The following is a 24040-nucleotide window of genomic DNA, read 5'->3' as shown; positions in this document are numbered from 1 at the left end:
CGCCAGCGCGGGGACGTCGCCGCGCTCTACCAGCTAGAACTCGCGCCGCCGCCGCCGGAGCTGCCGCCGCCGGAGGACGAATCGCTGCTGGAGGACGAAGACGAGGAGGACGAGGACGATGACGATCCTGCGGACTCCGCCGCGGCGCGTTCCTTGGCCGCCTGGGCGGCGTGGTAGCTGGCGGTGTAGGCGAATACCCCGGGGGCGGTCTCGGCGATATGGCCCTTGCGGATCAGCGCATTGCGCTTTCGCGCCTGCGCCTGCACGAAGCGGCTGTAGCGCTGCGGCGAGCGGTAGCGCTGCGCGGCGATGGCCAGGGTCAGCACCAGGATCAGCAGTTCCAGCGCCAGGAAGATCACCGTCATCGTCATCGACTTGGCCGACAGCAGCACCACGAAGATGCCGGGGTTGGCGCTGAGGAACAGGCGGATGAACCATGCCAAGAAACCGCCACGTGCGCTGTCCTGGACCAGTTCCTCGGGCTTGGCCGACAGGCGCGGGTGCCGCCGCAGCAGGCGCCTGCGCAGATAGCCGGTCCAGGCCTGGCGCAGCGGCAGCAGCAGCCACACCAGCACCAGCAGGCCGGCCCAGGCGATGGCGCCGCGCCGCCAGTGCATGCCGTCGTCGGCCGGTTGCGCCAGTTCGGCGATGGCCTCCGGATCCTGCGCAGCGGCGCGGCCCATGAAGTCGAACGCGGCCACGATCGCATCAGCGGTGTCGCCGTGGCGCAGGCGCGGCGCCAGGTAGTCGTCCAGTGCGTGCCGCGCGACCACGTCGGGCAGCACGCCTTCCAGGCCGTAGCCGACTTCGAAGCGCGAACGCCGGTCCTGCATCGCCAGCACCAGCAGCAGGCCGTTGTCGCTGCCTTGCCGGCCGAGCCGCCAGGTGCGGAAGGCGCGTTCGGCCAGGCGCTCGATCGGTTCGTCCTGCAGCGACGGCACGATGTAGACCGCGCCCCAGAGGTGCTGGCGCTCGCGCAGGCGCTGCAGCGCCGCGTTGATCCGCTGGGTGTCCTCCGCGCTGAGCGTACCGGCGGGATCGACCACATTCGGCGTGTAGGGCGGAAGGGCGACGGCGCAGCTGCCGAGCGCCGGCCACAGCAGCAGGGCCAGGACCAGCAGGGCGCCGAGCCGGAACGGCGCCCAGCCGCGCGGAGCGCTGACGTCGTGGCGCGGGACGATGGCGGCGGCAGGTGCGGCCTGGCTGCGCATCGCTAGGCCAGGCTGTACAAGGCAGCGGCCCGCGCGTGCAGCGCGGTCGTATCGAACAGCGGCACCGCCGCGTCGGCCGGGCCGACCAGCAATCCGATCTCGGTGCAGCCCAGGATCACTGCCTCCGCGCCTTGCGCCTGCAGCGCCGCGATCACTTCGCGGTAGCGCAGCCGTGACGGCGCCTGGACCACGCCCTGGCACAGTTCCTCGTAGATGATGCGGTGCACGTCCTCGCGCGCCGGCGCATCCGGGATCAGTACCTCAAAGCCGCGCCGTTGCAGCCGTTCGCGGTAGAACGCCTGCTCCATGGTGAAGCGCGTGCCGAGCAGGCCGACGCGGACGATGCCGGCGGCCTGCAACGCATCGGCGGTGGCATCGGCGATATGCAGCAGCGGCAGCGGGACCGCGGCGGCGATCGCGTCGGCGACGCAATGCATGGTGTTGGTGCACAACACCAGGAAATCGGCACCGCCGGCCTGCAGTGCGCGCGCCGAGGCCGCCAATACGGCGCCGGCCGCATCCCAGTCGCCGTCGCGCTGGTACTGCGCGATCTCGTGGAAGTCCACGCTGTGCAACAGGAGCTTGGCCGAATGCAGTCCGCCCAGTTGTGCGCGCACCGTCTCGTTGATGTGCCGGTAGTAGGGCAGGGTGGATTCCCAGCTCATGCCGCCGATCATGCCGATGGTCTTCATCGTGCGCCGCTTGCCGCCGTTTCGAGTGCGCGAGGATGGTAGCGGCATCGGCCGCGTGCGGCGACCGCGCGCGGCGCCTGGGTCGGCGATGGCCGCGAAGCCCGGGCGCGTCGCGGCCTCATGCGCGGCATTCAGGCGTCCAGCGTCGGTGGCGTGCCGGTGCCGACGCGCGCCGCACGCCGGGCCAGCACCGCCTCGCGGTGGGCGATGTAGGCGTTGGCGCCGAGGATCACTAGCGCGCCCAGCACGGTGCCGCCGTCCGGGGTTTCGTCGAACAGCCACCAGCCGAACAGCGCCACCAGCGGCAACTGGGTGAAGCTGATCGGGGTCAGAGCGGAGACTTCGCCCAGGCGCAGCGCATGCGTCCACAGCAACTGCCCCAGGGTGCCGAACAGGCCGGTGGCCAGCAGCCACAGCCATTCGATGCCGTGCGGCCAGCGCCACACGAACAGCGCCGGCAGCAGCGACATCGGCACCCAGAACACGTAGGTATAGAACACCACCGTGTTGGCGGCGTCCACCCGTGCCAGTTGCTTGATCTGGATCGCGACCAGGGCGCTCATCACCGCCGCCAGCACCGCGACCAGGGTGCCGGGGCTGAACGCGGCAGCGCCGGGGCGCACGATCAGCAGCACCCCGACGAAGCCGCACAGCACCGCCAGCCAGCGCCGCAGGCGCACCGTCTCGCCCAGCCACAGCGCGGCGGCCAGGGTCGCGAACAGCGGGGTGGAATAGGACAGGGCCATGGCCTGCGACAGCGGCAGGTGGCCGATCGCCCAGAACCCGGCCAGCATCGACACCAGGCCGATCGCGGTGCGCAGCAGGTAGCGCGGCAGTTGCGCGGTGCGCGGCCACGGCCGCCCCGGGCGCAACAGCATCGGCAGCAGGAACAGCAGCCCGAACAGGTTGCGGAAGAAGGCGATCTGCAGCGTGGACAGCTGCGCCGAGGCCAACCGGATCGCCACCACCATCAGCCCGAAGGCCATCGTACTGGCCAGCATCAGCAGCGCCGCGCGCAGCGGCGTGGGCGCGGCTACCACTGTGCGCCGACGATACGCGGTTCCGGTTCCAGGACCACGCCGAAGCGCTCGCCCACCGAGGCGGTAATGCGCCGTGCCAGCTCCAGCAGCTCGGCACCGCTGGCCTGGCCGTGGTTGACCAGCACCAGCGCGTGCGCAGCGGACACGCCGGCATCGCCCTCGCGATAGCCTTTCCAGCCGCAGGCCTCGATCAGCCACGCCGCCGACAGCTTGCGCTGGCTGTCGTCGTCGCCGGGAAACACCGGCAATGCCGGGTGTTCGTGCTGCAGCGCCAGTGCCTGTTCCAGTGGCAGCAGCGGGTTCTTGAAGAAGCTGCCGGCGTTGCCGAGCACGTCCGGGTCGGGCAGCTTGCGTCGGCGGATGTTGATCACCGCCTGGGCCACGTCGGGCGCGCCGGGCGTGGCGATGCCCATGGCTTGCAGCTCCTCGCCGATGCCGGCGTAGTCCAGGCGCAGCGCGTGCAGCCGCGGAAGGTTGAACTCCACCGCGGCGATCAGATAACGGTCGGGCTGGCGCTTGAACAGGCTGTCGCGGTAGCCGAACTCGCAGGCGGCCGCATCCAGCCGCACGAAGCGCGCATCGGCGCGGTCGTAGGCCTCGACCACGTGCACGAACTCGCCCATCTGTGCGCCGTAGGCGCCGATGTTCTGGATCGGCGCGGCGCCGACCGTGCCCGGGATCAGCGCCAGGTTCTCCAGGCCGGACAACCCTTGCGCCAGCGACCACATCACCAGTTCGTGCCAGCCCACCCCGGCACCGGCGCGGACGATGGCGTAGTCGGCACGGTGTTCGAGGGTGTCGATGCTGCGGTTGGCGAAGCACAGCACCACCCCGGGCGCATCGCCGGCGAACAGCATGTTGCTGCCACTGCCCAGCGGCAGCAGCGCGGCGCCAGCCAGCTCCGGCGCCAGCAGCGCCTCGGGCAGCGCCTCGGGCGCGAAGATCTGCAGCAGCCACGGCGCCTGTGCGGCGACGTGGAAGGTATTGAGCGCCTGCAGCGGCGCCTGCGCGGTGAGCGACCAGGCCGTCGTGCTCATGGCGCGGCCACGGCGCCGCGGCTGGGCGCTTCACGGCGCCGACGCATCGCTTCCACGCACTCGCCGATCAGTTCCGGCCCGCGGAACACCAGCCCGCTGTAGCACTGCACCAGCGCCGCGCCGGCGGCCATCTTCGCTACCGCGTCGGCACCGGAGAGGATGCCGCCGACGCCGATCAGCGGGACGCTCTCGGGCAGGCGCGCGCGCAAGCGGCGCAGCACCAGGGTGGACTGGCCCAGCAGCGGCGCGCCGGACAGGCCGCCGCTTTCGCCGCCCAACGGTTCGTGCTCCAGGCCGGGGCGGGCGACGGTGGTGTTGGTGGCGATCACCCCGTCCACCTGCAGGTCCGACAGCACCCGTGCCGCCGCGTCGATGTCGCTGTCGCTCAGGTCCGGCGCCACCTTGACCAGCATCGGCACGCGCTTGCCGTGACGCGCGGCCAGCGCTTCCTGCGCCTCGCGTAGCCTCGCGATCAACTGCCGCAGCGCCTGTTCCTCCTGCAGCTCGCGCAGGCCGGCGGTGTTGGGCGAGGAGATGTTGACGACGACGTAGTCGGCCAGCGCGTAGACCTTCTCCAGGCAGTGCAGATAGTCGGACGCGGCGTCTTCGTTCGGGGTGTCCTTGTTCTTTCCGATATTGATCCCGAGCAGGCCGCGCCGGCGCCGCGCGCGCTCGACGTTGCGCACCAGCGCATCCACGCCCAGGTTGTTGAAGCCCATGCGGTTGATCACCGCCTGCTGCCGCGGCAGGCGGAACATGCGCGGCTGCGGGTTGCCGGCCTGCGCGCGCGGGGTGACGGTGCCGATCTCGACGAAGCCGAAACCCAGCGCCAGCAGCGCGTCGATGTGCTCGCCGTTCTTGTCCAGGCCCGCGGCCAGCCCGACCGGGTTGGGGAAATCCAGGCCGAAGGCGCGCGTGGGCATCGGCGCGATCGTGCGCGCCAGCAGCGGATTGGTGCCGGTGCGGTAGGCCAGCTCGATCGCGCGCAGGCCCAGGGCATGCGCGCGCTCGGCGTCGAAGGCGAACAGGAACGGTCGGGCGAGGGAATACATGGCGTGGCTCAGTTCAGCGTCCCGGCGAAGGCGCGGGTGCGGTAATGGAACGCGACGACGCCGTCGCGCTGGTGCCGGTCGAACAATGCGCGCAGCGCCTCCAGCATCGGCGCGTGGCGCGGGTGGCCGGGCAGCGGCACGTAGGAGGACGACAGCAGGCGTCCGCGCAGCGCCTCGAAATCCATGCGTTGCTCGTTGGGGAACTGCGCGGTGCCGCGCAGGCCGTCGCCGAACCAGCGCTGCATGGTGGCATCGTCGTGGTAGCGCTCGGCCACCGCGCTGTAGTCGGTGCCGTATTCCAGCAGCAACTGCTCGTAGCCCTCCAGGAACGGCGTGGCGTCGAGCAGGCGCGAATTCCAGTACACCAGCGCCAGGCCACCGGGACGCAGCACCCGCGCCCATTCGCGGCGCACCGCCTCCAGGTCGAACCAGTGGAAGGCCTGGGCGGCGCTGATCACATCGACGCTGGCGTCGGCCAGGGTGGTGGCCTCGGCGCTGCCGTCGATGGCGCGGAAGCCCGGCAGGTCGCGCAGCAGCGCCACCGCGGCCTCGCGCATCGCCGCGTTCGGCTCCACCGCCAGGGTCGGGTGCCCGGCCTGCAGGAACAGGCGCGTGGAGATCCCGGTGCCGGCGCCGATGTCGGCGACCAGCGCGTCGCGCGCCACGCCCAGCTCGCCGTGCACCCAGTCGAGCAGGGCCGGCGGATAGCTGGGGCGGTAGCGCACGTAGTCGGCGACGCGGTCGCTGAAGCGCTCGCGTGGCGCGGCGGCGTCCCGGCTCACGACTGGGTGCTGGCGAACCACGCCAGCCCCCCGAAGAACAGCACGAAGGCCAGGACCGCCAGGACCGCCAGCACCACCGCGGTCCAGCCCAGGATCAGTCCGCCGACCGCCAGGCCATCGCCCTGGAAGCGCTGCGGCTGGCGGCGGATCTCCGCGCGGGCCAAGTGCCCGGTGATGATCGCGCCGAGGCTGCCCAGCACCGGCATCAGGGTCCAGCCGAGGATCCCGGCGACCAGGCTGACCACCGCCAGGGAATTGGTTTCGCGCACCTGACTCATCGCTGTCGCTCCTTGCAGAAGGAAAGGGGGCGGCGGCCGCAGGGTGCGACCGCCGCGCTCACCGCGTCACAGATCGAACTTGATGCCCTGCGCCAGCGGCAGCGAGTCGGAGTAGTTGATCGTGTTGGTCTGCCGGCGCATGTACACCTTCCACGCATCCGAGCCGGACTCGCGGCCGCCGCCGGTGTCCTTCTCGCCACCGAAGGCGCCGCCGATCTCGGCGCCGGAGGTGCCGATGTTGACGTTGGCGATGCCGCAGTCGCTACCGGCCGCGGACAGGAACTTCTCCGCCGCCTTCAGGTTCTGGGTGAAGATCGACGAGGACAGGCCCTGCGGCACGCCGTTCTGCATGTCGATGGCCTCGTCCAGTGTGCTGTACTTCATCACGTACAGGATCGGCGCGAAGGTCTCGTGCTGGACGACCTCGTCGCTGTTCTTCAGGCCGGTGACGATGGCCGGCAGCACGAAGTTGCCCGGACGGTCTATCGCGGTGCCACCGGTCTCGACGGTGCCGCCGGCGGCCTTGGCCTTGGCGATCGAGTCCAGGAACTGCTCGACCGCGCCGCGGCTGTTCAGCGGGCCCATCAGGTTGGCCGGGTCGGTGGGATCGCCGATCTTGCCTTCGACCTGCTTGTAGGCCTTGACCAGCGTCGCCAGCACGTTGTCGTAGATCGATTCGTGCACGATCAGCCGGCGCGTGGTGGTGCAGCGCTGGCCGGCGGTGCCGACCGCGCCGAACACGATGCCGGGCACCGCCAGCTTCAGGTCGGCGCTCTCGTCGAGAATGATCGCGTTGTTGCCGCCCAGCTCCAGCAGGCAGCGGCCCAGGCGGCGCGCGCACTTCTCGGCGACGACACGGCCGACCTGGGTGGAGCCGGTGAAGCTGATCAGCGGGATGCGGGTGTCCTCGACCAGGCGCTCGGACAGGGCCACGCCGGCGTCGTTGATCAGGAAGAAGATGTCCGGGAAGCCGGCGTCGCGCAGCGCGTCGTTGCAGATCTTCATCGACGCGATCGCGGTCAGCGGGGTCTTGTTGGACGGCTTCCAGATGCAGATGTCGCCGCAGATCGCCGCCAGGAACGCATTCCAGCTCCACACCGCGACCGGGAAGTTGAACGCGCTGATGATGCCGACCAGGCCCAGCGGCTGGTACTGCTCGTACATGCGGTGGCCGGGGCGCTCCGAATGCAGGGTGTAGCCGTACAGCATGCGGCTCTGGCCGACCGCGAAATCGGCGATGTCGATCATCTCCTGCACTTCGCCGTCGCCTTCCGGCTTGCTCTTGCCCATTTCCAGCGCGACCAGCGAACCCAGCGCGTCCTTGTGCTTGCGCAGCGCTTCGCCGCACAACCGCACCGCCTCGCCGCGGCGCGGCGCCGGGGTGGTGCGCCAGACCTTGAACGCGGCCTGGGCGCGGGCGATCACCGTTTCGTAGTCCTGCTCGGTGGTGGCCTGGACGTCGGCGATGACGTCGTTGTTCGACGGATTGAGCGGCTGCAGCACGCCGGCGCCGGTGGCGCTGGACCACTCGCCGTTGCCGAGATAGGTGCCGGAGTTGGTGGCGGCGAGGCCGAGCGCCTTGAGCAGGTCAGCGGACATGGAATCTCCTGGGTTCGTTGCGACAGGGAAGGCGACCGCAGGCGGGGGACGCGGGACGCGCAGCCGGCAATTTTAGCAGACCGGACGCAGCCGGCCGCCGTCGCCGGCCTGGAGCGGCTGGCGAGCGCAAAAACGCACAGGTATCGCGCCGCGCGGCGACTGCGGGGCTTGCATCGGCAAGCGAGGAGAAGGCCGATGGCGCCATGGCGGTCACAGCCGGCATGAACGAAATGGTGACCCCGGCGCGATTCGAACGCACGACCTGTCCCTTAGGAGGGGACCGCTCTATCCAGCTGAGCTACGGGGCCATTGGCCTGCCGGGGGATTCTACGACGCTGAATCGCGCGTTGTCGCCCCGGTTTGCAATAACGTCGTCTACACCTTGTGCCGACGCGGCCTGAGCATCGCCCTGGGTAGGCTGGGTACGTCGGCCACTGCGGCTGCGCGGCCAGTCGCGCTGCGATTCCGCGCTGTCTGCAGCGGCGACGAACGACGATGACGGAATCGCATCCGCCGCGTCCGCTACAAGCGTCCCGTTCGCGCTACCGCGGCGAGACGATCGCCGCCGCGCATCGGCGGTCCTGGTCGCCATGGCGTGACCGCCGGAGGTTCCGGCGAGCACGCGGCGACTTCCCCACCTATGCGAAGCAGGAGTGACTCATGAAGACAGCAATGAAGATGGTCCTGGTCGGTTCGATGCTGGCCGCCCTGGCAGCGTGCAAGCGCGATGGCGACCACCCGGCCACCGACCCCAACGCGGCCAATCCGCCGGCAGCGGCCGACGGCAGCCCGGCAGGCGGCAGCACCGCGCCGGCAGGCAGCACCAGCGGCGACGCCAGCGGCACCGCGACCGGGACCGACACCGGGCAGGGCACCATGCAGGGCCAGGACGCGTCGCAGGGCACGTCGCCGACCTCGCCGACCACCCCACAGGACCCGGCCAATCCGGATCCGCAGCAGCCGACGCAGACGCCGCCGGCCGACCAGAAGCAGCAGTAAGGCTTGCGCAAGCGCGCGGCGCCACAAGCGTCGCGCGCTTGGTCGCGGAGTCTTTTGGTCTACGTCGCGCGCGGCGTTTTTTCGTGCAGGGGCAAGTATCGCAAGCCGGCGCAACGCCGGGTTTGTCAGCGTTTGGCGATAGTCACTTTTGCAACCGTCTCGTTCGACCAGCAGGTCGATGCTGCAGGTCGATGCTGCAGGTGCACACACGGCGCTTGACAGCACCCCGACGCATGATGTCCTCTTGCGTTCATGCCTCAGGTTCTCGCCCTCACCGCCATCTCGCTTCCGCGTTCGCTTCGGCACGCGGCCGCCGTTGCCGCGGGCATTACCACCGGTATTACCACCCTCACCATTCGCCCGGTGCGGTCCGTCGTCTTCGCCTGATTGTCGAACACCACGGCCCCGCACCCGGATCAGGATGCGGGGGACTCCCTCGGCCTGATGCGAGCGGGGCCTCCACTCCGAGGTCTCCCATGTCGCCCGCCGTCGCTCCCGCTGTCGCCGCTTCGCCTGATTCCCCCGTAGATCCCGCGCTCGCCGCCGCCACCGTCGTGCACAAGTTCGGCGGCACCTCGGTGGCCGACGCCGAACGCTATCGCCATGTGGCGCAACTGCTGCTGGCGCGCCCGGAACGCCTCCAGGTCACCGTGGTCTCGGCGATGAAGGGCATCACCGATGCCTTGATCGGCCTGGCCGAGCTGGCCGCGCACGGCCACGGCGACTGGCGCGAGCGCTGGCACGAGACCCGCGCCCGTCATCGCGCCGCGGCGGTGGCCTTGCTCGGCGAACATGCCGGCGCCACGGTGGAATGGCTGGACGCGCGCTTCGAGCACCTGGCCGAAATCCTCGCTGCGCTGGCGGTGATCGGCGAGTTGCCGCGGGAAGTGCTGGACCGCGTGCAGGGGCTAGGCGAGGTGTATTCGGCGCAATTGCTGGGCGACCATCTGCGGGCGCTGGGCGAGGACTGCGCCGTGCTCGATGCGCGCGAGGTGCTGGTGGTCGATCGTGGCGAACTGGGTGTGGATGTGGACTGGGCCGCCAGCGCGCAGCGGTTGGCGCAGTGGCGTGCGCAGCACCCGCAGCAGCGCATCGTGGTCACCGGCTTCGTCGCCCGCGACCGCGCCGGCCGCATCACCACCCTCGGCCGCAACGGCAGCGACTATTCCGGCGCGATCTTCGCCGCGCTGTTCGACGCCGCCGAACTGCACATCTGGACCGACGTCGACGGCGTGCTCTCGGCCGACCCGCGGGTGGTGCCCGAAGCGGTGCAGCTGGAGACGCTCAGCTACGACGAAGCCTGCGAACTGGCCTATTTCGGCGCCAAGGTGGTGCACCCGCAGACGATGTCGCCGGCGATCGAGCGCGGCCTGCCGATCATCATCCGCAACACCTTCCAGCCCGAGCATCCGGGCACCCGCATCACCGCCAGCAGCGCCACCAGCGGCCCGATCAAGGGGCTGACCCTGAGCCCGGACCTGGCCGTGCTCAACCTCGAAGGCACCGGACTGATCGGCGTGCCCGGCACTGCCGAGCGCGTGTTCGCCGCGCTGCGCAACGCGCGCGTGTCGGTGGTGATGATCTCGCAAGGCTCGTCCGAACATTCCATCTGCTGCGTGGTGCGGCAGAACGAGTCCGAGCGCGCCCGCGACGCGCTGCTCTCGGCCTTCGCCCACGAACTGGTGGTGGGCCAGGTGCAGCGCGTGCAGCTGACCACCGGCATCAGCGTGCTGGCCGCGGTCGGCGACGGCATGGCCGGGCAGCCCGGCGTGGCCGCGCGCCTGTTCGAGTCGCTGGGCCGCGCCCAGGTCAACATCCTGGCGATCGCGCAGGGCTCGTCCGAGCGCAACATCTCGGTGGCCATCGACAGCGCACACGCGACCAAGGCGCTGCGCGCCGCGCATGCCGGCTTCTGGCTGTCGCCGCAGACCTTCTCGGTCGGCGTGATCGGGCCGGGCAACGTCGGCGCGGCGCTGCTGGACCAATTGCGTGCCGCGCAGCCGCAACTGCTGGCCAAGGCCAACCTCGACCTGCGCCTGCGCGCCATCGCCTCGCGCAGCACCATGCGGCTGGAGCCGCGTGCCTTCGCCGGCGACTGGCGGCAGGCGTTGGCCGCCGGTCAGCAGCCGACGGATCTGGACGCGTTCACCGCACACCTGCTGTCGGCGCATCTGCCGCATGCGGTGATCATCGACTGCAGCGGCAGTGCCGACGTCGCCGACCGCTACGCCGGCTGGCTGGCGGCCGGCATCCACGTGGTGACCCCGAACAAACAGGCCGGCGCCGGTCCGCTGCCGCGCTTCCACGCCATCCGCGCCGCGGCCGCCGCCAGCGGCGCGCGCTTCCGCTACGAGGCCACGGTCGGTGCCGGGCTGCCGGTGATCACCACCTTGCGCGACCTGGTCGATACCGGCGATGCCGTCACCGCCATCGAAGGCATCTTCTCCGGCACCCTGGCCTGGCTGTTCAACAAATACGACGGCAGCGTGCCGTTCGCGCAACTGGTGGCCGAGGCGCGCGGCATGGGCTACACCGAACCGGATCCGCGCGACGACCTGTCCGGCACCGACGTGGCGCGCAAGCTGGTGATCCTGGCGCGCGAGGCCGGGCACGAACTGAGTCTGGAGGACGTGGCGGTGGAGAGCCTGGTGCCGGAAGCGCTGCGCCAGGCCAGCGTGAACGATTTCATGGCGCGCCTGCACGAGGTCGATGCCGCCTTCGCCCAGCGCCTGCAGGCGGCCAAGGCGCGCGGCTGCGTGCTGCGCTACGTGGCGCGGCTGGCGCCGGGCCATGCGCCCAGCGTGGGCCTTGTGGAGCTGCCGGCCGACCATGCCTTCGCCAACCTGCGCCTGACCGACAACGTGGTGCAGTTCACCACCCGTCGCTACTGCGCCAATCCGCTGGTGGTGCAGGGGCCGGGCGCCGGCCCGGAAGTGACCGCCGCCGGCGTGTTCGCCGACCTGCTGCGGGTGGCGGCGGGCGAGGGCGCGCGGCTGTGAGCCGGATGCAGACGCTGCCGACAAGCGCCATGGGTACGGCCGCGCTGCCGGCGCAGGCGCGCGCGTTCGCGCCGGCCTCGGTGGCCAACGTGGCGGTGGGCTTCGACCTGCTCGGCTACGCGGTGGAAGGCGTCGGCGACACGGTGACGGTGCGCCGCATCGATGCGCCCGAGGTCCGCATCACCGCGATCCGCGGCACCACGGTCGCCTTGCCGCTGGAGCCCGCACGCAACACCGCCGGTGCGGCCCTGATGTCGCTGAGCGAGGCGTTGGCGCTGCCATTTGGTTTCGAACTGGAGATCGACAAGGGCATCCCGCTCAGCTCCGGCATGGGCGGCTCGGCCGCCTCGTGCGTGGCTGCACTGGTGGCGGCCAATGCCTTGCTCGAGGCGCCGCTGTCGCGCGATCAGTTGTATCGCTATGCGCTGGACGGCGAGGCGGTGGCCAGTGGCAGTCGCCATGGCGACAACCTCGGCCCGATGTTGCTCGGCGGGCTGGTGCTGTCTACCTTGGAGCGGATGGTGCCGGTGTCGGTACCCAAACACTGGCACAGCCTGCTGGTGCATCCGGACGCGACGCTGGAGACCCGCCACGCGCGCGCGGCGCTGGCCGGCGAATACCGGCTTGGCGAATTCGTGGCGCAGAGCGCGAACCTGGCCTTGGTGCTGACGGGTTGTCATGCCGGCGACGAGTCTCTGGTGCGTGCCGGCCTGCGCGACGTGTTGATCGAGCCGCGGCGCGCGCCGCTGATCGTCGGTTTCGACGCGGCCAAGGCGGCGGCGCTGGCGGCAGGCGCGATGGGCGCGGGCATTTCCGGTGCCGGCCCGAGCGTCTTCGCCTGGTTCGCCACCCGCGCCGAGGCCGAGGCCGCGGCGCCGGCGGTCCAGGCTGCTTTCGCGGATGCCGGCTTCGGCAGCCAGCATTGGGTGTCGCCGCTGCAGTGTCCGGGCGCGACGTTGCTGTAGCCGAGCGTTGGCGCGGCGCGTTGACGCCTTTGTTGCTGCCGCTACTGCCGCTGCCGATATTGTTGCTGTTGCCGATTTTGCTTTTGCTTTTGCTGTCGCAGTAGCCGTTGCTGTTGCTCTGGTTATTGCTCTTGCTCTTGTTGTTGCTGTTGCCGTACCGGGTTCCCTTCCGAAGCGGCGGCCATCGCGGGGAAAAACCCGAAGGGCGGCGCACAGGGACGTGCGCCGTTCGCGGCAGGGGCAGGATGCCCCTTCCGCGAATCCCCGTGATGGACGCGGACCCGGAGCGCGTTAGCGCGGAGGGCGCGAGGCAGGGCGCGCTTTCTTTTGGTTACCTTTTCTTTGCGCGAGCAAAGAAAAGTAACTCGCCCGCAAGGGCGAAAGCTGTTGCTGTTGCTTGATTTTTGCGTGTGGCGGACGAGCGGAGCTTGTAGGAGCGGCTTCAGCCGCGACCTGGGCGATGGGCGAAGCGCCTGTCGCGGCTGAAACCGCTCCTACATGGGTCTTAAAGCAACAACAACAGCAAAAGCTTTCGCCTGGCGGCGAGTCACTTTTCTTTGCTTGTGCAAAGAAAAGTAACCAAAAGAAAGCACACCCCGCAGCGCGCCCTCCGCGCTTCGCGCTCCGGGTCCGCAGCCACGGCAGGCATTTTTCGACGGCACATCCATGTGCCGGCGAAAAACGACGCGCATCCTGCGCGTCGCCCTTCGGGTATTCGCCCGCCGTGGCTGCCGCGCCGAGGGGGCCCCGGGTGAAGCAGAACAGCAACTGCCAAAGCCAGAGCAACAGCCAAAGCAACAGCCAAAGCAACAGCAACAGCAACAGCCAAAGCAACAGCAACAGCAACAGCAAAGAACGACAGTGCGACCGAAATTCCCCTGCCACCGGAACCACCATGAACTTCATCTCCACCCGTAACGCCGCACCCCCCGTCTCACTCAGCCAGGCCATCGCCGCCGGCCTCGCCCCCGATGGCGGCCTGTACGTGCCCGAGCGCATGCCCGCCGCCCGCGACCTGCGCGCCGGCGCCAGCCTCGCCGAGACCGCCGCGGACCTGCTGGCGCCGTTCTTCGACGGCGACGCCCTGGCCACGGAACTGCCGGCCATCTGCGCCGAGGCCTTCGACTTCGATGCGCCGCTGCAGCCGCTGGCCACGCCCGGCGACCATGCATTGGAGCTGTTCCATGGCCCGACCGCCGCCTTCAAGGATTTCGGCGCGCGCTTCCTGGCCGCCTGCCTGACCCGGCTGCGGCGGGGGGCGGCGACACCGCTGACCATCCTCGTCGCCACCTCCGGCGACACCGGCGCCGCGGTCGCGGCCGCGTTCCATCGCCAGCCCGGGCTGCGCGTGGTGGTGCTGTATCCGGACGGGCGCGTGTCGCCGCGCCAGGCGCACCAACTCGGCTGCTTCGGCGACAACATCCAGGCGCTGCGCGTAGCCGGCACCTTCGATGACTGCCAGGCCCTGGTCAAGCAGGCGCTGAACGATGCCGACCTGCAGGCGCAGGCGCCGTTGAGTTCGGCCAACAGCATCAGCCTGGGGCGCTTGCTGCCGCAGATGAGCTACTACGCGCACGCAGCGCTGCAGCACCACGCCGCGCATGCGCAACCGCTGAACCTGGTGGTGCCCACCGGCAATCTCGGCAATGCGCTGGCGGCGATCCTGGCGCGTGCGCTCGGCGTGCCGCTGGGCCGGATCGTGCTGGCCACCAACGCCAACCGCGTGCTGCCGGACTTCTTCGCCGGCGCCGACTACACGCCGCAGCCCAGCGTGGCGACCGTGGCCAATGCCATGGACGTGGGCGCACCGAGCAACGTCGAGCGCCTGCGCTGGCTGTACCAGGGCGACGACGCCACCTTGCGCACCCAGTTCCAGGCGTACTCGGTGGACGATGCGCAGATCCGCCAGACCATCGGCGAGCGTTTCCGCCGCTATGGCGAGGTGCATTGCCCGCATACCGCCACCGCGCTGCACGTGCTGCAGCAACTGCGCGCCGAGGGTGCGGAAGCCGATGCCGGCGACTGGGCGGTGGCGGCCACCGCGCATCCGGCCAAGTTCGAAGGCGTGGTGGAGCCGTTGATCGGGCAGCCGGTGCCGGTGCCGCCGGCATTGGCGGCGCTGCTGCAGCGGCCGGCACAGGCCGAGCCGATCGCGCCGGACTACGCGGCCTTGCGCGCGCGCCTGCTCGCCGGTTGAGCACTGCGCGGGCGGTGGCGCCCGCGCGCCTGGCGGCTCAGTCGGACGGCTGCAGCCGCTGCCAGGCGGCCAGGACAATGCCGCGAACCTGCAGCCAGTCCAGGCGCGAGCGCGGGTGGTCGCGCAGGAACACGTCGCGCAGTTGCGCGACCACGTCCTCCACCCGCTGGCCGTGGTACTTGAGGTAGGCGTCGTAGGCCAGCTTCAGTGCCGGCTCGTAGTCATGGAAGGTGTAACCGGGCTGATGGAAGGTGCTGTGCACGAAGTGCATCTTCCAGAACGCCAGTTCGCGCTCGCGGTCCAGCATCACGCAGGCGCGCGAGGCGTGTTGCATCTCGATGGCGACGGCCATGTTGGCCCTCCGAGTGGTCCCCCCCACCGGCACCGCGGCGACGCCGCAGGTGTGTTGCGCGCGCAGTCTATGCCGGTCGGGCCGCGATGCGGCGAAGACCAGCTGAAGCGTTCAGGGGTGGCGTGGCGTTGGGGTTGCCCGCCACCGCACAGGCCATCCGTTGCCGGCCAGCCGGCGCGGCGAGGTTGTCCACACGCAGTGTGGAACGTTGCCCTGGAATCCTGTGGATAAGTGGCCGGGCGCCGCGTGGCGTCAGCGCCTGGCGCGACGTGGCGAAAAAATCGCCGCAGCGATCCGGCTCAGGCTTCGTCCGAGGCCAGCCGGTGCAGCGCGGCGAAGTCGCGGATCTCCACCACGTGCAGTTGCGGCAGCGCGATCAGGTCCTGCTGACGCAGCTTGGTGAAGGTGCGGCTGACCGTTTCCATGGTCAGGCCGAGATGGTCGGCGATGTCGCCGCGGCCCATCGGCAGCACCACCTTGTTGCCGGCATCGCCTTGGCGCGCCGCGCGCGCGGCCAGCTTGAGCAGGAAGTCGGCCAGCTTCTCGGCCGGCTGCAGCCGCGCCAGCGACAGCGCCGCGTCCTGCGCCGCGTCCAGTTCCAGACAGGCGCGCTGCAGCAGCTTGCGCTCCAGGTGCGGGAACTGGGTACGCAACTGCTGCATCTGCGCCACCGACACCCGGCACACCCGGCTGTCGGCGATCGCTTCGATGTCGTGGCGGTGCCTGGCCGATTCGCTCAGGCCGACGTAGTCGCCCGGTAGGACGAAACCGGCGACCTGGCGGCGCCCGTCGGCGAGGGTGCGGACCAGGCGCAGCGCGCCGGCGGTGACGGTATAGACGGCCTGCCGCGCCTCGCCGGTGCGCGCGATGGTGGCGCCGGTGGGATAGGTCAGCGACGTGGTGACCCGTTCCAGCGCCTGCACCTCGTCGCAGGCCAGCGCCGAGCAGATCGCCAGGTGGCGGACCGCGCAATGCAGGCACTCGTTGCCGTGCGGCGCACGCGCGGCGGCCGGTTCGGCGTAGGGCAGGGCGAATCCGGAAGGAGGCCGGTTCATGGGCGTGGCAGCGGCGTCGTCACCAGGGAATGATACGCCGATGCGGCCGGGCGTGGCCGGTGCGGCTAGAATTGGCGTCCCGCTCGCCCCCGAATCGCAGGAGTTCCGCACGTGATCAAGCCCCGTACGCCGCCCGGCATCATGGAATTGCTGCCACGCGAGCAGATCGCGTTTCAGCGCATGCTGGACGTCATCCGCCGCAATTACGAGCGGTTCGGGTTCCTGCCGGTGGAGACGCCGGTGTTCGAGCTGTCCGACGTGCTGCTGACCAAGTCCGGCGGCGAGACCGAGCGCCAGGTGTACTTCGTGCAGTCCACCGGTGCGCTGGCCAATGCCGCGGCCGAGGGCGGCGAGGGCGGGCTGCCTGAGCTGGCGTTGCGCTTCGACCTGACCGTGCCGCTGGCCCGCTACGTGGCCGAGCACGAGCACGAGTTGAGCTTCCCGTTCCGCCGCTACCAGATGCAGCGCGTGTACCGCGGCGAACGCGCTCAGCGCGGCCGCTTCCGCGAGTTCTACCAGTGCGACATCGACGTGATCGGCAAGGACGCGCTGAGCATCCGCTACGACGCCGAGGTGCTGGCGGTGATCCACGCGGTGTTCGCCGAACTGGGCATTGGCGATTTCGCCGTGCAGTTGAACAACCGCAAGCTGATGCGCGGCTTCTTCGAGAGCCTGGGCGTGGCCGAGGGCGAGCGCCAGCTCGCGGTGCTGCGCGAGGTCGACAAGCTGGACAAGCGCGGCGCCGACTACGTGCGCGAGACGCTGGCCGGCGAGGGCTTCGGCATTCCTGCCGAGCAGGTGCAGCGCATCCTCGACTTCGTCGCGGTGCGCTCCAGCGGCCATGACGATGCGCTGGCACGGCTGCAGGCACTGGAGGCCGATGCGGCGTCCAGCACGATCCTGCGCGAGGGCGTGGCCGAGCTGCGCGAGGTGCTGGCCCTGGTCAAGGCGCTCGGCGTGCCGGAAACCGCGTACTGCCTGAATTTCTCCATCGCCCGCGGCCTGGACTACTACACCGGTACCGTCTACGAGACGCTGCTGACCGACTACCCGCAGATCGGCTCGATCTGCTCGGGCGGCCGCTACGAGGACCTGGCCAGCCACTACAGCAAGTCCAAGCTGCCCGGCGTGGGGATCTCCATCGGCCTGACCCGGCTGTTCTGGCAACTGCGCGAGGCCGGGTTGATCGACGGCATCGCCTCCAGCAGCGTGCAGGCGATGGTGGCGCTGATGGACGAGACCAAGCTGGACGACGCGCTGGACATCGCGCGGCGGCTGCGCGTCGGCGGCATCAACACCGAAGTGCAGATGGAGCCGAAGAAGATCGGCAAGCAGTTCCAGTACGCGGCCCGTGCCGGCATCCGCTTCGTGGTGCTGGCCGGCGACGACGAGCTGGCGCGCGGCGTGGTCGCGGTCAAGGACCTGCTGCGCGAGCAGCAGTTCGAGATCGCCCGCGACGAACTGGCCAGCACGTTGTTGGTGGAACTGGAGCAGGCCAAGGTCATGGCCTGAGTCGGTCGCGGCGGCCGGAGACGGCCGCCGCGCCGTAAAGGATTTCGTAGGAGCGGCTTCAGCCGCGACGTATCACCGGGAACGCCTGTCGCGGCTGAAGCCGCTCCTACAGCAGGCCCGCATCCTGCAGTATCGCCTTCAGTGCTCTGCGCTGCGCGCCATCCTCCGCCGGCCACCCCTGCAATTGCGCGACGACCTTGCCGTCGCGCACCAGGAAGAACGTCGGCATGCGCCATTCGCGCGGCAGCAGCCGCCATTCCTCCACGTCGTAGAGCGGGTGCAGCGGCGTCTGTGGCTGCGCGCGGTTCCAGGCGCGCAACGCGTCCATGTCCTCGCTGCCGGGCGGTAGTGACAGCCACAGCGCGTGGTCGCGGAACACCGGCCCCAGCTCGGGATCGGCGGCGATGGCGCGTGCGGCGTCGGCCGCGAAATGGCAGCCGGCGCTGACCAGGATCCGGGTTGGCCGCAGATCGATCCGCTGCCGGCGCAGGGTGCGGCCATCGGTGTCCAGCGACCACAGCGTCGGGCCCTGCGCCGCCGCGCCCAGGCGGTCGTCGAAGCGTAGCCAGCGCGGCCAGTCGGCGCTGCCGCCATCGGCCAGCACACGTCGCGCGTCCTCCGCGCGATGCGCCAGCAGCAGCGCGTTGCCGGCGGCATCCACCTGCGTCGCACTGGCCTGCCCGCGGCGCCGCAACTGCGCCAGCACCTGCAGTTGCGCGTCCAGCCCTGCCGCGGTGGGGCGCAGCGCGTAGGTGGCGACGACGGCCCGATACAGCAGGTCCAGCGCAGTATCGTCCAGCTGTGCGATGGCGGCGCGATCGAAGATCTCGGGCAGTGCGCTGCGCAACGCGGGCCACGGATCGCGCTCGCTGTGGCGCAGGCCGTCCAGATTCCGGTGATAGCGGTTGTAACGGCGCTCCAGGTCGCCGATTCGGGCAGCGGGATCGCTGACGCGCGGCTGCGTCGCCCAGTGCGGCAAGGTTTCGGCATAACGCTCGACGCCGAACAGCGCCAGCAATGCGCGACCCTGTTCGCGGGTCAGTTGCGGCAGGTCCTGTGTATCGAATCCACCCAGGCCATTGCGGCCGAACACCAGGCCGTCGAGGAAGCGTTCGCGGGCGCCGGGCGTGAGCGCATCCAGTGGCGTGCGCTGGCCGGCGTGGGCGCGCAGGTAGGTCTCGAGCTGGGCGCTGGAGCGGATCGGCGGTCCCGCTATGGCAACCGCGGTGTCGCCGCTTGCCGCCACTTGGGCGGGTAGTGCCGGAGGCGGCGGCTGCGCCAGTGCCTGCGTCGCCAGGCACAGCGTAAGACTGGCAAGACATGCGCAGCGCATGCGGCGCTCCCGGGGCGGTGGTCGTTGCCGATCCTGGCGGCCGCCGGGCGGCCCTTCCACATGCGGAAGGCGCCATCTTCCACAGTGCTTAGGGAACTGAGCGCCTGGGCAGGGCATCCAGGCATCCAGCGGACACGCCCGAACGGATGAACGGCAGGCCAGCAGGGCCCGCGAAAACTTGACCTTGTAATAGCGTGCTATTACATTAGCGCAATGAAACAACGTCCCATCCCCGCAGAAGATCGCGACAGCGATGCATCGTTCAAGGCATTGGCGCGCACCCTGGCCCAGCTCGGCAAGCCGCAGGAAGTGGCGGCGTTCCTGCAGGACCTGTGCACGCCGGCCGAGCTGGAGGCGATGGCGGACCGCTGGCGGGTGGTGCCGCTGCTGCTCAAGGGCGTGCCGTACCGCGAGATCCACGACCTGACCCAGGTCAGCGTCACCACCATCGGCCGTGTCGCACGGACCCTGGAATACGGCGCCGGCGGCTATGCCGCGGCGCTGCGCCGGCAGACGGCGCGCCCCTCCGATTCCCACTGAGATGTCCTGATGAGTGCTTCCCTGGCAGCACCGGCCCGCGACCGGCTGCGTATCGCGATCCAGAAGAGTGGCCGCCTGGCCGAGCCGGCCCGTGCGGTGCTGGCGGCCTGCGGGCTGAGCTGGCGCGAGAGCCGCGACAAGCTGTTCTGCTACGGCGAATCGTTGCCGGTGGACCTGCTGCTGGTGCGCGACGACGACATTCCCGGCCTGATCGCCGATGGCGTGTGCGACTTCGGCATCGTCGGCCGCAACGAACTGGAAGAGCAGGCCGGCGAGCGCCGCCGCAACGGCTTGCCCGAGGCCTACCGCGCCCTGCGCGGACTCAACTTCGGGCAGTGCCGGCTGATGCTGGCGGTGCCCGAGAACTGGGAATGGAGCGGGCCGCAGCAGGTGCAGGGGCTACGCATCGCCACCAGCTATCCGGCGGTGCTGGCCGACTGGCTGGACGCGCGTGGCATCGCCGCGCAGGTGGTGGAACTGTCGGGCTCGGTGGAGATCGCGCCGCGCCTGGGTACCGCCGACCTGATCTGCGATCTGGTTTCCAGCGGCGCCACCCTGGCCGCCAACCAGCTCAAGCCGGTGGAGACGCTGCTGGAGAGCGAGGCGGTGCTGGCCGGGCCGGTGCGCGAACCGGCCGACGCCCGCGCCGGCCTGGCGGCGATGCTGCTGCGCCGTCTCGATGGCGTGCTCAAGCTGCGCGACAGCAAACTGCTGATGTTCCGCGCCGCGCGCGAGCGCGTCGCCGACCTGGCGCGGCTGCTGCCCGATGCCGAACCGCTGGTGCAACTGCCTGGCGACGGCGATGGCCCGCTGCAGTTGCAGACCATGTGCCACGGCGCGATCACCTGGCAGCGCATGGAGGAACTGGAGCGCGCAGGCGCGCAGGGGTTGATGGTGTTGACGGTGGAGCGGTCGCTGGCATGAATCGATTGGAATGGAGCGCGCTCGACGCGCAGGAGCAGACGCTGGCGCTGACCCGGCCGGTGCAGCGCGTGGCCGAGCAGACCCGCAGCGCGGTGACGCAGGTGCTGGATGCCGTGCGCAGCCGCGGTGACGTGGCGCTGCGCGAGCTCACCGCGCGTTTCGATGGCGTGGTGCTGGAGACCTTCGAGGTCAGCGCCAGCGAGTTCGCCGCCGCCGAGGCGGCGGTGCCGGCACCGCTGCGCGCGGCGATGGCCGAGGCGGCGGCGCGGATCGACACCTTCCACCGCGCCGGCATGGCGCAGCCGTATGCGGTCGAGACCGCGCCGGGCGTGGTCTGCGAGCGCGTAGTGCGGGCGATCGGCCGGGTCGGCCTGTACGTGCCGGCCGGCAGCGCACCGCTGCCGTCCACCGCGCTGATGCTGTGCGTGCCGGCGGCGCTGGCCGGCTGTCGCGAAGTGGTGCTGTGCACGCCGCCGCGCGCCGACGGCTCGGCCGATCCGGCGGTGCTGGTCGCGGCGACGCTGTGCGGGGTGGACCGGGTGTTCAAGCTCGGCGGCGCCCAGGCGATCGCGGCCATGGGCTTCGGCACCGAGACCGTGCCGTCCTGCGACAAGTTGTTCGGCCCCGGCAACAGCTATGTCACCGAGGCCAAGCAACAGGTGGCCCAGGCCGGCGCGGCGGCGATCGACATGCCGGCCGGTCCGTCCGAGGTGCTGGTGATCGCCGACGCCGGCGCCAATGCCGCCTTCGTCGCCGCGGACCTGTTGTCGCAGGCCGAGCACGGCCCGGATTCGCAGGTGCTGTTGCTGTCCGACAGCGTCGCATTGATCGAGGCGGTCGAGAACGAACTGGAGCGGCAGCTGGCGACGCTGCCGCGTGCGGCGATTGCCCGGCAGGCGCTGGCCGCGTCGCGGCTGATCCGTGTCGACACGCTGGACGACGCGTTCGCCATCAGCAACCGCTATGCGCCGGAACACCTGATCCTGGCGCTGCGCGCGCCGCGCGACTGGCTGCAGCGGGTCGAGGCCGCCGGCTCGGTGTTCCTAGGCGACTACACCCCGGAGGCGCTGGGCGATTACTGCAGCGGCACCAACCACGTGCTGCCGACCAGCGGCGCCGCGCGCGCCTACAGCGGCGTGAGCGTGGCCAGCTTCCAGAATTTCGTCAGCGTGCAGAGCGCCAGCGCCGACGGCATCGCCACGATCGGCGGCTGCGCGGTGTTGATGGCCCGTGCCGAAGGCCTGGACGCGCATGCCAACGCGGTGGCGTTGCGCATGGAGACGGCGGCATGAGCGCGACCTCCGACACGCGCGCCGTGCTGGCGCTGGTACGCCCGGACCTGCGCGATTTCGCCGGCTACTCCTCCGCACGCAGCAGCGCGCTGCAGGGCGAGGTCTGGCTCAATGCCAACGAATCGGCCTGGGCCAACGCCGCCGATGGCGACGCCGGCAATCGCCGTTATCCGGATCCGCAACCGCCGGCGCTGCGCGCGGCGCTGGCTGCGCTGTACGCCTGCGCCCCGGAACAACTGCTGCTCGGCCGCGGCAGCGACGAGGCCATCGACCTGCTGCTGCGCGCCCTGTGCGAGCCGGGACGCGATGCCATCGTCATCACCCCACCGGTGTTCGGCATGTACGCGGTGTGCGCGCGGCTGCAGAACGCACGCGTGGTCGAGGTGCCGCTGCGCGACACGGCCGACGGTCTGCTCACCGACGTGGACGCGGTGGTGGACGCCGCATTGAGCCAGATGGCCAAGCTGGTGTTCCTGTGCTCGCCGGGCAACCCCGGCGGCGCGGCGATCGCCGTGGCCGACATCGCCCGTGCCGCCGAGCGCCTGCACGGGCGGGCGGTGCTGGTGGTGGACGAAGCCTATGGCGAGTTTTCCGATGAAGCCTCGGCGACCGGCCTGCTGGCGCGCCACCCCAATCTGGCGGTATTGCGCACGCTGTCCAAGGCGCACGCGCTGGCGGCGGCGCGGATCGGCTGCGTGATCGCCGATCCGGCGCTGATCGCGGTGCTGCGGCGCTGCCAGGCGCCGTATCCGATTCCGGCGCCGTGCACGCAGCTGGCGCTGGCCGCGCTGCAGCCCGAACCGTTGCGGCAGACCGCCGCACGGGTGCAGGAAGTACGCGCCGAACGCACGCGCATGCAGGCGGCGCTGGCGGTGTTACCGGGTGTGCGCCAGGTGTATCCGTCGCAGGGCAATTTCCTGCTGCTGCGCTTCGACGACGCCGAGGGCGCGTTCCAGGCGCTGCTGGCGGCCGGGGTGGTGGTGCGCGACCAGCGCGCCGCGCCTGGCCTGGGCGATGCGCTGCGCATCACCCTGGGCACGCCGGCGCAGAACCAGCGCGTGCTCGGCGCCTTGCAGGCGTGGAGGGCGGCGGCATGACCCCGATCCTGTTCGTGGACCGCGACGGCACCTTGATCGAGGAGCCGGCCGATTTCCAGATCGACGCCTACGAGAAGCTGCGTTTCGTGCAGGGCGTGATCCCGGCGATGCTCAAGCTGCGCGATGCCGGCTACCAGTTCGTCATCGTCACCAACCAGGATGGTCTCGGCAGCGAGGCCTATCCGCAGGCCGCCTTCGACGGCCCCAACGACCTGATGCTGCAGATCTTCGCCAGCCAGGGCATCGTGTTCCGCGAGGTGCTGGTCGACCGCAGCTGGCCGGCCGACAACGCGCCCACGCGCAAGCCCGGCATCGGCCTGATGCTGCCGTACCTGCAGGACCGCAGCATCGACTGGTCGCGCTCGGCCATGGTCGGCGACCGCGTCACCGACATCCAGTTCGCCGAGAACCTGCGCATCCGCGGTTTCCAGTTGCGCACCGCGCAGTTCGGCGGCGAGTGGGACTGGGCCGGCATCGCCCATGAACTGGCCGATGCGCCGCGCCGCGCACGGGTGCAGCGCGACACCAAGGAAACCCGCATCGCGGTCGAGATCGACCTGGACCTGGCGCGCGACCCGCACTGCGTCACCGGCCTGCCGTTCTTCGACCACATGCTCGAGCAGATCGGCAAGCACGGTGGTTTCGCCCTGGACGTGCGCGCCGAGGGCGACCTGCACATCGACGAACACCACACCATCGAGGACACCGGCCTGGCGCTGGGGCAGGCGCTGCGCCAGGCGCTGGGCGACAAGCGCGGCATCGGCCGCTACGGCTTCACCCTGCCGATGGACGAGACCCTGGCCAGCGCCGCGCTGGATTTCAGCGGGCGGCCGTACTTCGTGTTCGAAGGCGAGTTCAAGCGCGAGCGGGTCGGCGACATGCCGACCGAGCTGGTGCCGCACTTCTTCCGCTCGCTGTGCGATGCGGCCGGGCTGAACCTGCACCTGAGCGTGCGCGGCGACAACGACCACCACAAGGTCGAAGCCTGCTTCAAGGCGCTGGCGCGCGCCCTGCGCCAGGCGTTGCGCCGCGAAGGTGCGGCCTTGCCCTCCACCAAGGGCGTGCTGTGATGCGCGCGACTGCT

At 70.4% G+C, this 24040-nt stretch carries 22 protein-coding genes and 1 tRNA gene; 10 read left to right on the top strand and 13 right to left on the bottom strand.

From position 1 onward, the window contains the following. Positions 1-26: 26 nt before the first annotated feature. The 9 genes from GGR66_RS09365 to GGR66_RS09325 form a co-directional block, all read right to left on the bottom strand. Complete coding sequence (locus GGR66_RS09365) at positions 27-1211, bottom strand: TPM domain-containing protein (RefSeq protein WP_184448044.1); 1185 nt, start codon at positions 1209-1211, stop codon at positions 27-29. A 2-nt stretch (positions 1212-1213) separates the two neighbouring features. Beyond that, positions 1214-1903, bottom strand: a complete 690-nt coding sequence (locus tag GGR66_RS09360; RefSeq protein ID WP_184448043.1) for an aspartate/glutamate racemase family protein — start codon at positions 1901-1903, stop codon at positions 1214-1216. A gap of 131 nt (positions 1904-2034) precedes the next feature. Then, a complete protein-coding gene (locus GGR66_RS09355) occupies positions 2035-2943 on the bottom strand; it encodes a DMT family transporter (protein WP_326520968.1) in 909 nt (302 codons plus the stop codon). Next, positions 2937-3980 (bottom strand): UDP-N-acetylmuramate dehydrogenase, encoded by a 1044-nt coding sequence (murB, locus tag GGR66_RS09350; RefSeq protein ID WP_184448042.1) that lies wholly within the window; start codon positions 3978-3980, stop codon positions 2937-2939. Before murB ends, GGR66_RS09355 begins: the two co-directional genes overlap by 7 nt. Continuing rightward, positions 3977-5032 carry a quinone-dependent dihydroorotate dehydrogenase gene (locus tag GGR66_RS09345; RefSeq protein ID WP_160968989.1) on the bottom strand — a complete coding sequence of 352 codons (1056 nt, stop codon included), beginning with the start codon at positions 5030-5032 and terminating at the stop codon, positions 3977-3979. Before GGR66_RS09345 ends, murB begins: the two co-directional genes overlap by 4 nt. An 8-nt stretch (positions 5033-5040) precedes the next feature. Beyond that, complete coding sequence (locus tag GGR66_RS09340; RefSeq protein ID WP_184448041.1) at positions 5041-5814, bottom strand: class I SAM-dependent methyltransferase; 774 nt, start codon at positions 5812-5814, stop codon at positions 5041-5043. Further along, on the bottom strand, positions 5811-6092 hold the full coding sequence (locus tag GGR66_RS09335; protein ID WP_184448040.1) for a DUF4190 domain-containing protein: 282 nt from the start codon (positions 6090-6092) through the stop codon (positions 5811-5813). Before GGR66_RS09335 ends, GGR66_RS09340 begins: the two co-directional genes overlap by 4 nt. Before the next feature lie 66 nt (positions 6093-6158). After that, positions 6159-7691, bottom strand: coding sequence for an aldehyde dehydrogenase family protein (locus tag GGR66_RS09330; RefSeq protein WP_160968995.1), 1533 nt, complete (start codon positions 7689-7691; stop codon positions 6159-6161). 231 nt (positions 7692-7922) lie between these two features. Then, positions 7923-7999: transfer RNA gene (locus GGR66_RS09325), tRNA-Arg, on the bottom strand. A gap of 352 nt (positions 8000-8351) precedes the next feature. Here GGR66_RS09325 and GGR66_RS09320 point away from each other — a divergent pair. The 3 genes from GGR66_RS09320 (at position 8352) to GGR66_RS09310 (ending at position 12654) form a co-directional block, all read left to right on the top strand. Next, complete coding sequence (locus tag GGR66_RS09320) at positions 8352-8690, top strand: hypothetical protein (RefSeq protein WP_237475396.1); 339 nt, start codon at positions 8352-8354, stop codon at positions 8688-8690. 554 nt (positions 8691-9244) lie between these two features. Further along, positions 9245-11689: a bifunctional aspartate kinase/homoserine dehydrogenase I gene (gene thrA, locus GGR66_RS09315; RefSeq protein WP_184448039.1), complete on the top strand. Its 2445-nt coding sequence runs from the start codon at positions 9245-9247 to the stop codon at positions 11687-11689. A gap of 29 nt (positions 11690-11718) precedes the next feature. Next, positions 11719-12654, top strand: a complete 936-nt coding sequence (locus GGR66_RS09310) for a homoserine kinase (protein ID WP_255421633.1) — start codon at positions 11719-11721, stop codon at positions 12652-12654. 291 nt (positions 12655-12945) lie between these two features. Here GGR66_RS09310 and GGR66_RS09305 read toward each other — a convergent pair whose 3' ends face one another. Further along, complete coding sequence (locus tag GGR66_RS09305; protein WP_184448038.1) at positions 12946-13560, bottom strand: hypothetical protein; 615 nt, start codon at positions 13558-13560, stop codon at positions 12946-12948. Between GGR66_RS09305 and thrC the strand changes: the two genes are divergently transcribed. Then, on the top strand, positions 13550-14851 hold the full coding sequence (thrC, locus tag GGR66_RS09300; protein WP_160968999.1) for a threonine synthase: 1302 nt from the start codon (positions 13550-13552) through the stop codon (positions 14849-14851). The two genes, GGR66_RS09305 and thrC, sit on opposite strands and share 11 nt — an antisense overlap. A 37-nt stretch (positions 14852-14888) precedes the next feature. Here thrC and GGR66_RS09295 read toward each other — a convergent pair whose 3' ends face one another. Together GGR66_RS09295 and GGR66_RS09290 are read right to left on the bottom strand one after the other, a co-directional pair. Continuing rightward, positions 14889-15203 carry a hypothetical protein gene (locus tag GGR66_RS09295; protein ID WP_160969001.1) on the bottom strand — a complete coding sequence of 105 codons (315 nt, stop codon included), beginning with the start codon at positions 15201-15203 and terminating at the stop codon, positions 14889-14891. Positions 15204-15502: 299 nt separating this feature from the next. Then, entirely contained in the window at positions 15503-16258 is a 756-nt protein-coding gene (locus GGR66_RS09290; RefSeq protein WP_184448037.1) for a helix-turn-helix domain-containing protein, read from the bottom strand. 111 nt (positions 16259-16369) lie between these two features. On the opposite strand from GGR66_RS09290, the gene hisS reads away from it, so the two are divergent. Continuing rightward, entirely contained in the window at positions 16370-17770 is a 1401-nt protein-coding gene (gene hisS / locus GGR66_RS09285; protein ID WP_184448036.1) for a histidine--tRNA ligase, read from the top strand. A gap of 106 nt (positions 17771-17876) precedes the next feature. Here hisS and GGR66_RS09280 read toward each other — a convergent pair whose 3' ends face one another. Next, positions 17877-19103, bottom strand: a complete 1227-nt coding sequence (locus tag GGR66_RS09280) for a hypothetical protein (RefSeq protein WP_255421632.1) — start codon at positions 19101-19103, stop codon at positions 17877-17879. A gap of 213 nt (positions 19104-19316) precedes the next feature. On the opposite strand from GGR66_RS09280, the gene GGR66_RS09275 reads away from it, so the two are divergent. From GGR66_RS09275 to hisB, 5 genes are read left to right on the top strand one after another with little or no spacing between them, the layout of a single operon-like run. Next, on the top strand, positions 19317-19643 hold the full coding sequence (locus tag GGR66_RS09275) for a YerC/YecD family TrpR-related protein (RefSeq protein WP_184448035.1): 327 nt from the start codon (positions 19317-19319) through the stop codon (positions 19641-19643). A 9-nt stretch (positions 19644-19652) separates the two neighbouring features. Beyond that, on the top strand, positions 19653-20567 hold the full coding sequence (gene hisG, locus GGR66_RS09270; RefSeq protein ID WP_184448034.1) for an ATP phosphoribosyltransferase: 915 nt from the start codon (positions 19653-19655) through the stop codon (positions 20565-20567). Further along, positions 20564-21859: a histidinol dehydrogenase gene (gene hisD / locus GGR66_RS09265; RefSeq protein WP_160969009.1), complete on the top strand. Its 1296-nt coding sequence runs from the start codon at positions 20564-20566 to the stop codon at positions 21857-21859. Before hisG ends, hisD begins: the two co-directional genes overlap by 4 nt. Then, positions 21856-22956, top strand: a complete 1101-nt coding sequence (gene hisC, locus GGR66_RS09260) for a histidinol-phosphate transaminase (protein ID WP_184448033.1) — start codon at positions 21856-21858, stop codon at positions 22954-22956. The genes hisD and hisC overlap by 4 nt, the downstream gene beginning before the upstream one ends. Beyond that, complete coding sequence (gene hisB, locus GGR66_RS09255) at positions 22953-24026, top strand: bifunctional histidinol-phosphatase/imidazoleglycerol-phosphate dehydratase HisB (RefSeq protein WP_184448032.1); 1074 nt, start codon at positions 22953-22955, stop codon at positions 24024-24026. The genes hisC and hisB overlap by 4 nt, the downstream gene beginning before the upstream one ends. Positions 24027-24040: the final 14 nt, after the last annotated feature.

Origin of the sequence: Xanthomonas sp. 3498 (assembly GCF_014199795.1) — a bacterium.
Lineage (GTDB): Bacteria > Pseudomonadota > Gammaproteobacteria > Xanthomonadales > Xanthomonadaceae > Xanthomonas_A > Xanthomonas_A rydalmerensis.
The sequence above is the reverse complement of the archived record's forward strand: the minus strand, read 5'-3'. Positions and strand labels throughout refer to the sequence as shown.

Excerpts from the sequence above, each read along its gene's own strand:
- GGR66_RS09365 (WP_184448044.1), bottom strand. The coding sequence starts at position 1,211 with ATGCGCAGCCAGGCCGCACCTGCCGCCGCCATCGTCCCGCGCCACGAC.
- GGR66_RS09360 (WP_184448043.1), bottom strand. The coding sequence starts at position 1,903 with ATGAAGACCATCGGCATGATCGGCGGCATGAGCTGGGAATCCACCCTG.
- murB (WP_184448042.1), bottom strand. The coding sequence starts at position 3,980 with ATGAGCACGACGGCCTGGTCGCTCACCGCGCAGGCGCCGCTGCAGGCG.
- GGR66_RS09345 (WP_160968989.1), bottom strand. The coding sequence starts at position 5,032 with ATGTATTCCCTCGCCCGACCGTTCCTGTTCGCCTTCGACGCCGAGCGC.
- GGR66_RS09335 (WP_184448040.1), bottom strand. The coding sequence starts at position 6,092 with ATGAGTCAGGTGCGCGAAACCAATTCCCTGGCGGTGGTCAGCCTGGTC.
- GGR66_RS09330 (WP_160968995.1), bottom strand. The coding sequence starts at position 7,691 with ATGTCCGCTGACCTGCTCAAGGCGCTCGGCCTCGCCGCCACCAACTCC.
- GGR66_RS09320 (WP_237475396.1), top strand. The coding sequence starts at position 8,352 with ATGAAGACAGCAATGAAGATGGTCCTGGTCGGTTCGATGCTGGCCGCC.
- GGR66_RS09310 (WP_255421633.1), top strand. The coding sequence starts at position 11,719 with ATGGGTACGGCCGCGCTGCCGGCGCAGGCGCGCGCGTTCGCGCCGGCC.
- thrC (WP_160968999.1), top strand. The coding sequence starts at position 13,550 with ATGAACTTCATCTCCACCCGTAACGCCGCACCCCCCGTCTCACTCAGC.
- GGR66_RS09305 (WP_184448038.1), bottom strand. The coding sequence starts at position 13,560 with ATGAAGTTCATGGTGGTTCCGGTGGCAGGGGAATTTCGGTCGCACTGT.
- GGR66_RS09295 (WP_160969001.1), bottom strand. The coding sequence starts at position 15,203 with ATGGCCGTCGCCATCGAGATGCAACACGCCTCGCGCGCCTGCGTGATG.
- GGR66_RS09290 (WP_184448037.1), bottom strand. The coding sequence starts at position 16,258 with ATGAACCGGCCTCCTTCCGGATTCGCCCTGCCCTACGCCGAACCGGCC.
- GGR66_RS09280 (WP_255421632.1), bottom strand. The coding sequence starts at position 19,103 with ATGCGCTGCGCATGTCTTGCCAGTCTTACGCTGTGCCTGGCGACGCAG.
- GGR66_RS09275 (WP_184448035.1), top strand. The coding sequence starts at position 19,317 with ATGAAACAACGTCCCATCCCCGCAGAAGATCGCGACAGCGATGCATCG.
- hisG (WP_184448034.1), top strand. The coding sequence starts at position 19,653 with ATGAGTGCTTCCCTGGCAGCACCGGCCCGCGACCGGCTGCGTATCGCG.
- hisD (WP_160969009.1), top strand. The coding sequence starts at position 20,564 with ATGAATCGATTGGAATGGAGCGCGCTCGACGCGCAGGAGCAGACGCTG.
- hisC (WP_184448033.1), top strand. The coding sequence starts at position 21,856 with ATGAGCGCGACCTCCGACACGCGCGCCGTGCTGGCGCTGGTACGCCCG.
- hisB (WP_184448032.1), top strand. The coding sequence starts at position 22,953 with ATGACCCCGATCCTGTTCGTGGACCGCGACGGCACCTTGATCGAGGAG.